This window comes from Phaeospirillum tilakii (genome assembly GCF_042683125.1).
Classification (GTDB): Bacteria; Pseudomonadota; Alphaproteobacteria; order Rhodospirillales; family Magnetospirillaceae; genus Phaeospirillum; species Phaeospirillum tilakii.
In genome coordinates this window covers 1-9,162 of the sequence record NZ_JBHUIY010000064.1, presented here as the reverse complement: position 1 = coordinate 9,162, position 9,162 = coordinate 1, and the positions used below count along the sequence as shown (strand labels likewise).

At 71.0% G+C, this 9,162-nt stretch carries 6 protein-coding genes and 2 pseudogenes; 6 read left to right on the top strand and 2 right to left on the bottom strand.

The features are described 5' to 3' along the window. A pseudogene (locus ACFSNB_RS17970) lies at positions 1 to 926 on the top strand (DNA polymerase III); the annotation flags it as partial. A gap of 141 nt (positions 927 to 1,067) precedes the next feature. On the opposite strand, the gene ACFSNB_RS17965 reads toward ACFSNB_RS17970, so the two are convergent. Continuing rightward, complete coding sequence (locus tag ACFSNB_RS17965; RefSeq protein ID WP_377319094.1) at positions 1,068 to 1,685, bottom strand: hypothetical protein; 618 nt, start codon at positions 1,683 to 1,685, stop codon at positions 1,068 to 1,070. 306 nt (positions 1,686 to 1,991) lie between these two features. Here ACFSNB_RS17965 and galU point away from each other — a divergent pair, with 306 nt between their 5' ends. The 5 genes from galU (at position 1,992) to ACFSNB_RS17940 (ending at position 8,265) form a co-directional block, all read left to right on the top strand. Next, positions 1,992 to 2,864, top strand: coding sequence for a UTP--glucose-1-phosphate uridylyltransferase GalU (gene galU, locus ACFSNB_RS17960; protein ID WP_377319092.1), 873 nt, complete (start codon positions 1,992 to 1,994; stop codon positions 2,862 to 2,864). Between the two features lie 19 nt (positions 2,865 to 2,883). Then, positions 2,884 to 4,191: a UDP-glucose dehydrogenase family protein gene (locus ACFSNB_RS17955; RefSeq protein ID WP_377319090.1), complete on the top strand. Its 1,308-nt coding sequence runs from the start codon at positions 2,884 to 2,886 to the stop codon at positions 4,189 to 4,191. Positions 4,192 to 4,222: 31 nt separating this feature from the next. After that, positions 4,223 to 4,489 (top strand): hypothetical protein, encoded by a 267-nt coding sequence (locus ACFSNB_RS17950; RefSeq protein ID WP_377319088.1) that lies wholly within the window; start codon positions 4,223 to 4,225, stop codon positions 4,487 to 4,489. Positions 4,490 to 4,647: 158 nt separating this feature from the next. Then, positions 4,648 to 7,386, top strand: coding sequence for a DEAD/DEAH box helicase (locus ACFSNB_RS17945; protein WP_377319086.1), 2,739 nt, complete (start codon positions 4,648 to 4,650; stop codon positions 7,384 to 7,386). A gap of 6 nt (positions 7,387 to 7,392) precedes the next feature. Beyond that, positions 7,393 to 8,265: an SWIM zinc finger family protein gene (locus ACFSNB_RS17940; RefSeq protein ID WP_377319084.1), complete on the top strand. Its 873-nt coding sequence runs from the start codon at positions 7,393 to 7,395 to the stop codon at positions 8,263 to 8,265. Positions 8,266 to 8,353: 88 nt separating this feature from the next. On the opposite strand, the pseudogene ACFSNB_RS17935 reads toward ACFSNB_RS17940, so the two are convergent. Beyond that, a pseudogene (locus ACFSNB_RS17935) lies at positions 8,354 to 9,162 on the bottom strand (5-methyltetrahydropteroyltriglutamate--homocysteine S-methyltransferase); the annotation flags it as partial.

The following is a 9,162-nucleotide window of genomic DNA, read 5'->3' as shown; positions in this document are numbered from 1 at the left end:
GCCACCCGCCGCCGGCCCTGCCGGGGGCGACGGCGGCGCCCGCCGCCGCCGCCCCGCCCCCGCTGCTGAGCGGCCCGGTGCTGAGCCCGGGCAGCGTCGGCACCGGACCGCTGGTGCAGACCGCTGCCGGCACCCTGGCGCTGCCGGCCGGTCTGGCCCTGCCGCGCGGCCAGACCGTCTGGCTCGAAGTGGTCGGACCGCCCGCGCCGCCGCCGCTGCCGCCCGACCCGCCGGTGGCGGGCGGGCTCGGCCGCCAGGGCTGGCCGGCGCTGAGCGAGGCGCTGTCGCTGCTGAGCCAGAACGACGCCGCCACCGCCGCCCTGGTGCGGCAGGCGCTGCCCCAGCCCGGCCCCGGCTTCGCGGTCGCGCTGGCCCAGTTCGTCCTCGCCCTGCGCAAGGGCGGCGCGCCGACCCCCGGCGGCTCCGCCCTGACCGAGGCGCTCGATCGGGCCGGCCGGCGCGATCTCGCCAGCCGGATCGATCAGGATCTGGGCGAACTGGCCGACGAGGCGCGCGAACCCCGGGGCGCCGACGGACGCTGGCAGGCGCTGACCGTGCCGCTGCTGCTCGGCGGCCAGATCGAGCCGGTCCGGCTGTTCGTCCACCGTCCCGGCGACGGCGAGGAGGGAGAAGAGGGGCAACGCCAGGGCGGCGGCGGCGAACGCCGCTTCCTGATCGAGATCGATTCGAGCCGGTTCGGCCGGATGCAGTTCGACGGTCTGGTGGTCAGCGCGGCGAAACGGTTCGACCTGATCATCCGCACCGGCCCGCCACTGGCGGCGGCGATGCGGCAGGACATCGCCGAAATCTTCGCCCAATGCGCCGAACTGACCGGAGCCAAGGGCGGGATCAGCTTCCAGGCCGGCCGTGGTTTCGTCGAATTCCCGCCGCCACCGCCCCCCAACGGCACCTTCCTCACCGCCTGAGGCGGGCTGCCGCCCGCCGACCCGCTTGGAGGCTGGCGCCTCCAAACCTCCCCCTTTTTTATCGATGAAAACCAAGGGGGTCCGGGGCCTCGCCCCGGCGGGTCGCGGGCAGAGCCCGCGCACCGGCCCGATCCGCACGGGTCAGAAGCGCAGCCCCATTCCGGCGCCGAACAGCAGACCGGAACCGGTATCGCCGCCCCCGGTGGGCTGCGAGGCCTGGGCGACGCCGCCGAGGCTGAGCGAGGGGGTGATCTGGTGGGTCAGGGTCAGCCCGACGCTGACGTCGGAGCGGCTGCCGCCGAAGGAATCGAGCGGAGACAGGGCCAGCGCGGTCGGCTGGGCGGGATTGAGGCTGAAGCCGGCCAGCGGCCGGTCCCAGCGGGCGCCGAGGCTGAGCGCGGCGGTCGAGTCCGCCCCGAACCATCCGGTGTGATAGGCGGCGGTCAGATCGGCATGGGTGCGGCTGCCGTCGCTGCGGAACGAACTCGACAGCAGGGCGTCGCCGCCGAGGCCATAGGAGACATAGCCGCCCACCGCCAGCGGGCCATGCCCGGAGGAAAACGGCAGGGCGGTCAGGCCGTGGCCCGGCTCGGCGACGATGCCGATCGCGGCGCCGCCGCGGCTCTGCAACGGCAGGAAGGTTCGGCCCAGCCCGGCCTCGAAGCTCTCGGTGGTCGCGCCGCCGGCCGAACCGCCCCCGGGGACCAGACGGTTGCCGCTCTCCAGCGCCAAAGCGGGCGAGGCCACGGCGAGCAGCATCAGACACAACAGGGGGCGCAACGTGAACATGACGGACCGGATACAACAACCCAATTCTTTCTTATAACCTGGGGACGGACGCGGGGGAAGGCCACGGGGCACCGCAAAAAACGCGCGGCCGCCCCGCGTCCGGCCCAGACGGACTGGCATGCGGTCCCGAAAGGGGCAAGGGACGGGAAGGAACCGGGCGGCGACGCAGCCCGCGATTGCGTCGGACCCGCCGGCGTGGCACAACACCCGGGCCGGGCCGGCGACTCGCGCCCGCCGGCCGGTGGGCACCCTCCCGGCGCGAAGGAGTGGTTTTCGATGGCTCGTCACGTGCGCAAGGCCGTGTTTCCCGTGGGCGGCATGGGCACCCGCTTCCTGCCCGCCACCAAGGCGATGCCGAAGGAAATGCTGCCGGTGGTCGACAAGCCGCTGATCCAGTACGCGGTCGAGGAAGCCGCCGCCGCCGGCTGCGAGCATTTCATCTTCGTCACCGGCCGGGGCAAGAACGCCCTCGAGGACCATTTCGACCATGCCCCCGAACTGGAACGCACCCTCAAGGAGCGCGGCAAGTTCGATCTGGTCGAGGCGGTGACCTCGTGGATGCCCAAGTCGGGCCAGATCTCCTACACCCGTCAGAGCGAGCCGCTCGGCCTCGGCCACGCGGTGTGGTGCGCCCGCGATCTGGTCGAGGACGAACCCTTCGCCGTGCTGCTGCCCGACGATCTGATCCTGGCCAAGACCTCGTGCCTGCGCCAGATGGTCGCGGTCCACACCGAGGTCGGCGGCCATGTCGTCGCGGTGTCCGACGTGCCGCGCGAGCACACCAAGCGTTACGGCATCCTCGACGTCGAGACCGACAATGGCCGCATCGCCAAGGCGCGCGGGCTGGTCGAAAAGCCCGAGCCGGCCGAGGCCCCCTCGACCCTGTCGATCATCGGCCGCTACATCCTGCATCCCTGCGTGTTCGAGGTGCTCGACCGCAAGGAGAAGGGCGCCGGCGGCGAGATCCAGCTGACCGACGCGATCAGCCAGACCATCGGCACCGTGCCGTTCCACGGTCTGCGCTTCGAGGGCAACCGCTACGATTGCGGCGACAAGGTCGGCTGGCTCGAGGCCAACGTCGCCTTCGCCCTCGACCGGACCGACATGGCCGACGCGGTGCGCAACGCCCTTCGCCCGTTCCAGCTCTGAGCCACCCGAGGATCCCCCCATGCGCATCGCGATGATCGGCACCGGTTATGTCGGCCTGGTGTCGGGTACCTGTTTCTCCGAATTCGGCATCGACGTGGTCTGCGTCGACAAGGATGCCCGCAAGATCGAGCTGCTGCACGACAACGTGATGCCGATCTTTGAGCCCGGGCTCGACGAGTTGGTGGCGTCGAACGTCGAGGCCGGCCGGCTGTCCTTCACCACCGACCTCAAGGCGGCGGTGAAGGGCGCCGACGCGGTGTTCATCGCCGTCGGCACGCCGTCGCGGCGCGGCGACGGCCACGCCGACCTGTCGTTCGTGTTCGCCGCCGCCGAGGAGATCGCCGACGCGCTCGACGGCTACACCGTGATCGTCACCAAATCGACCGTCCCGGTCGGCACCGGCGACGAGGTCGAGAAGGTGATCCGCGCCCGCCGCCCCGACGCCGAGTTCGACGTGGTGTCGAACCCGGAATTCCTGCGCGAAGGCTCGGCGATCAACGATTTCCTCCGCCCCGACCGGGTGGTGATCGGCACCGAATCCGAACGCGCCCGCAAGGTGATGAAGCAGCTCTACCGGGTGCTGTACCTGATCGAGACCCCGATCGTGTTCACCTCGCGCCGGACCTCGGAACTGATCAAGTACGCCGGCAACACCTTCCTCGCCACCAAGATCACCTTCATCAACGAGATCGCCGACCTGTGCGAGGCGGTGGGGGCCGACGTCCATGACGTCGCGCGCGGCATCGGCCTCGACGGCCGCATCGGCAAGAAGTTCCTCCATCCCGGCCCGGGCTATGGCGGGTCCTGCTTCCCCAAGGACACCCTGGCCCTGGTCCGCACCGCGCGTGATTCCGGCGCGCCGCTGCGGATCGTCGAGACGGTGGTGGCGGTCAATGACGAGCGCAAGAAGAAGATGGCCGAGCGGGTGGTCACCGCCTGCGGCGGCAGCGTCGCCGGCAAGATCATCGCCGTGCTCGGCCTGACCTTCAAGCCCAACACCGACGACATGCGGGATTCGCCGGCGATCGATCTGGTGGCGGGCCTGGTCGCCGCCGGGGCCACCGTCCGCGCCTTCGACCCCGAGGGGATGGACGAGGCGAAGAAGCTGCTGCCGGACGGGGTGGTCTATTGCGACGATTCCTACGCCACCATGCCGGGGGCCGAGGCGCTGGTGATCGTCACCGAATGGAACGCCTTCCGCGCCCTTGATCCGTCGCGGATCAAGTCCCTGCTGGCGGCGCCGCGGGTGATCGACCTGCGCAACGTCTACGAGCCGGCCGAGATGCGCGACCAGGGCTTCGATTACCGCAGCATCGGCCGGGTGTGATCGCCCCGGCCGTCCTTGTCCGGGAGGTGCCATGAAACGGATCGCCCTACGTGTCGCCCTGGCCCTGGCGGCGATTGCCGCCGTCGCCGCCGCGCTGGCGTGGCAGCAGCACCGCCCGCCGGCGCCGCCCCCCGCCGCCGGGAACGGAGGCGAACCGGCGGTCACCGGCACCTATGCCGACGATTGGCAGGCCAGTTGCGGCCCGCTGACCGGCTCGGCCCAGGAAAACTGCACCGCCCGCCTCAACGCCCGCTACGGCCGGGCCGAGGACGTGCCGGTGCCCAAGGCCGACAAGTGAGCAAGGCAGGACCGTCGCCCGGTCCTGCCGTCGCCTCCCGCTGACGGGGCCGCGTTCCGCCCCGCCAGCCGGCGCGGCGGCGCCGGGAAAGGCTTGATTGGTCTCGCCCTGATTATCTTGCAGGATGAGGGCCTCTGTCCCGGACCGGATCGCCGCCAGTGACCATCCCCGCCCCGGTTGCCCCGCCGTTTCATCTCCGCCTGCTGCCCAGCGGTCACCTCCGGCTTGAACACGCCCCCGAGGCCCCGCCGCTGGAGCCCGCGACGGCCCGCCGCCTGGTCGAGGCCTTCGCCGCCGGCAGCGGTGCCGGCCTGCTCCAGTTGGGCGCGGGCGAGGTCGGACAGGCGCTGCCGCCGGTGTTCGCGTGGTGGCGGGACTTCGCCGCCCGCCACGTCGTCGCCCTGTGCCATCAGCCCCCCGCCAGCGGGCCGGACGACGCGGCCACGCCCGCCCCCGTGCCGGAACCGGCCCCGCCGGACGAAGCCGAGCTGACCGCCCTGGCGCTGGCCGGACCGGTGATGCCGGGCGCCGACTATTTGACCCCGGCGGCCCTGCGGCGCCTGTGGCGGGAGCTGCATCAGGCCTTCACCGCGGCCCAGGCCCGCTCCGGCCTCGACCTGCAAGGCTTCCTCCACCAGATGAATCCGGCCTGGACCCTGGTCGGGCGGGTCCATTTCAATCTGGCCGAAAACCGGCGCGACCCGGCGGCACCGTTCGCCTTCCTGGCGACCTACACCCTCCGGCTCGGCACCGCTGGGGCCAAGGCCCAGCATGTCCCGCTGGGCCAGGCCTGGCGTGACTATGCCGGCGCCGCCGATCGCGACGCCCTGCTGTCGCTGCTGCTGCCGGTGCAGCGGGCGGCCGAGGGCTGCGACTGGCTCAAGGCGATGGTGGATAGCGGCGAGATCTTTCATCCGCTGCGCTGGACCCCGGCCGAGGCCGGACGCCTGCTGACCAGTGCGCCCGTGCTGGAAAGCGCCGGGATCATCCTGCGGATGCCGCCCTCCTGGCGGGCGGGACGGCCGTCCCGGCCCCGGGTCAAGGCCACCGTCGGCGCCCAGCCGCCCTCGACCACCGGCCTCGACGGTCTGCTCGACTTCCAGATGGAGATCGCCCTCGACGGCGCCCCCCTGACCGAGGCGGAGCGCGCGGCGCTGCTGGCCGGCAGCGACGGTCTGGTGCTGTTGCGCGGCCAATGGGTCGAGGTCGATCGCGCCCGGCTCGACCGCACCCTGAAGCATTTCGGCGCGGTCGAGGCGCTGGCGCGCCGCCAGGGCCTGACCTTTGCCGAGGCGATGCGCCTGCTCGCCGGGATCAGCGGCGCCGATGCGGACGGGGCCGAGGCGGGCGAGGCCAAGTGGTCCGAGGTCAGCGCCGGCCCCTGGCTGGCCCGCACCCTGGCCGCGCTGCGCGCCCCGGACGGCAACGGCGCCGATCCCGGCCCGGCGCTGAAGGCGACCCTGCGCCCCTACCAGCGGGCGGGGGTGGCGTGGCTGCGGCTGCTGACCGGGCTCGGGCTGGGGGCCTGTCTGGCCGACGACATGGGCCTGGGCAAGACGATCCAGGTGCTCGCCCTGCTGCTGCTGCTGCAACGCCAGGAGGCAGCCGAATGCCCACCCTGCCTGCTGGTCGCCCCGGCCTCGCTGCTGGCCAACTGGGCGGCCGAAATCGACCGGTTCGCCCCGGATCTCAAGATCGTCATCGCCCATCCCTCGGCCCAGCCCCCGGCGGCGTGGAAAAGCTTCGGCGCCGAACAGTTGGCCGGCGCCGATCTGGTGCTGACCAGCTATGGCAGCCTGCTGCGCCTGCCCTGGCTGGCCGAACGGCCCTGGCATCTGCTGGTGCTGGACGAGGCCCAGGCGATCAAGAACCCCGGGGCCCGGCAGACCAGGGCGGTCAAACAGCTCCAGGCCAGGGCCCGCATCGCCCTGACCGGCACCCCGGTGGAGAACAGTCTCGGCGACCTGTGGTCGATTTTCGACGCGATCAATCCCGGCCTGCTCGGCAGCGCCCGCGCCTTCACCGGCTACACCCGGACTCTGGCCGCGCGGCCGCACAATCCCTACGGCCCGCTGCGCGCCCTGGTGCGGCCCTACATCCTGCGGCGGATGAAAACCGATCCGACGGTGATCGCCGATCTGCCCGACAAGACCGAACTGACCGCGTTCTGCGCGCTCAGCCGCAAGCAGGCCGCACTCTATGCCCAGACCGTGACCGAACTGGAACGGGCCCTGAAGGGAAGCGAGGGGATCCAGCGCCAGGGGCTGGTGCTGGCGACGCTGACCCGGCTCAAGCAGATCTGCAATCACCCGTCCCACGGGCTGGGCGACGGCGACTGGGCCGAAGAGCAGAGCGGCAAGCTGCTCCGCCTGCGCGAGATCGCCGAAACCGTGGCGGCGCGCCAGGAAAAGATGCTGCTGTTCACCCAGTTCCGCGAAGCCACCGCGCCGCTGGCGGCGTTTCTCGGCGGGGTGTTCGGCCGCCCCGGCCTGGTGCTGCACGGCGCCACCCGAGTCAGGGAGCGCCACGCCCTGGTCGAGCGGTTCCAGCAGGACGAAACCGTGCCGTTCTTCGTCCTGTCGCTGAAGGCCGGCGGCACCGGCCTGACCCTGACCGCCGCCGCGCATGTGGTTCATTTCGACCGCTGGTGGAACCCGGCGGTGGAAAACCAGGCCACCGACCGGGCCTTTCGCATCGGCCAGCAGCGCAACGTGCTGGTGCACAAGTTCGTCTGCCGGGGCACGGTCGAGGAAAGGATCGACGCCCAGATCGAGGCGAAAAAGAGCCTGTCCCAGGCGTTGCTGACCGGCAGCGATGAAATCAGGCTGACCGAACTGCCCGACGCGGAGCTGCTGCGTCTGGTCGCCCTCGACCTCAACGCCGTGATGAAGGACTGAGCCGCGATGAGTGATGGCCGCTGGGCTCCCTACGTCCCCGTCGCCCAGCGTCGCGCCCGGGCCGAGCGGGAAATCGACCGGTTGCGCCGGCAGGGCGACCCGGCGGCGCCGGTGGTGATCGAGGGCCGCACCATCGCCCGGACCTTCTGGGGCAAGGCGTGGTGCGATACCCTGGAAGGCTATCGCGATTACGACAACCGCCTGCCACGGGGACGGACCTATGTCCGCAACGGCTCGGTGATCGACCTGCGGATCCTGGCCGGGACGATCACCGCGACCGTCAGCGGATCGTCGCTCTATCAGGTCAGGATCACGGTCAAGCCACTGCCCGCGAGCCGTTGGCAGATCATCTGTCGCGAATGCGGCGGCAGCATCGGGTCGCGGGTCGAATTGCTGCAGGGCCGCCTGTCCCTCGGCGTGATGGCGCGCCTGTGCAGCCCGCAGCACGGGCTGTTCCCCCGGCAGACGGAAATCAGCCTGTCCTGTTCCTGCCCGGACGGGGCGGTGATGTGCAAACATGTGGCGGCGGTGCTGTACGGGGTCGGCGCCCGCCTCGACCAGCAACCGGAGCTGCTGTTCCGCCTGCGCGGCGTTGACGAGACCGAGTTGATCACCGCCGCCAGCCGGGCGATGCCGATCGTCACCGCCGTTCCTGCCGCCGGAAAATTGCTGGAAGGCGAGGATCTGGCGGCCTTGTTCGGCCTTGATCTGGCCGCGCCGGCGGAACCGCCGTCCAGCGCCGCCCCATCCCCGGATGCCGCCGAACCGGCCCGGGCCGCCGGTCCGGCCGGCCGCCGGCGCAAGGCGGCCAAACCAGAGACCGCCGCCCCGGCGCGGTATGACCTGACTCCCGACGGATTCGTCAAATGGTGGAAGTAGCCGCCCCGCCATGCCCCCCGCGCGCCGAACCGAGGCATAGCGGGGGGATCGCGGCCGGACGGATGCCGGGCTGAGAACGGCCGCGCCCTCAGGCGACGGTGGCGCGCAGGGTGCGGGCGGCGCTGACCATGTTGGTCAAGGCCGGCATCACCTCGCTCCATTGCCGGGTCTTGAGGCCGCAATCCGGGTTGACCCACAACCGCTCGGCCGGGATCCGCTCCGCCGCCTTCTTCATCAGGGCGACGATATGCGCCTCGCTCGGGATATTGGGGGAATGGATGTCATAGACCCCCGGCCCGATCTGGTTCGGATAGTTGAAATCGTCGAAGGCATCGAGCAATTCCATGTCCGAGCGCGAGGTCTCGATGGTGATGACGTCGGCATCCATCGCGGCGATCGCGGCAATGATGTCGTTGAATTCCGAGTAGCACATGTGGGTATGGATCTGGGTGTCGTCCTCGACCCCATTGGCGGTGATGCGGAAGCATTCCACCGCCCAATCCAGATAATGTTGCCACTCGGCGCGACGCAGGGGCAGACCTTCGCGCAACGCCGCCTCGTCGATCTGGATCACCCGGATCCCGGCCCGTTCGAGATCCAGCACTTCCTCGCGCATCGCCAGCGCCAATTGGCGGCAGGTGTCCGCCCGGGGCTGGTCATCGCGCACGAACGACCAGTTGAGGATCGTCACCGGGCCGGTCAGCATTCCCTTCATCGGCCGGTCGGTCAGCGAGGCGGCATGGCGGATCCAGTCCACCGTCATCGCCCGGGGCCGACTGATGTCGCCGAACAGGATCGGCGGCTTGACGCAGCGCGAGCCGTAGGATTGCACCCAGCCGAACCGGCTGAAGGCATAGCCGTCGAGCTGTTCGCCGAAATACTCGACCATGTCGTTGC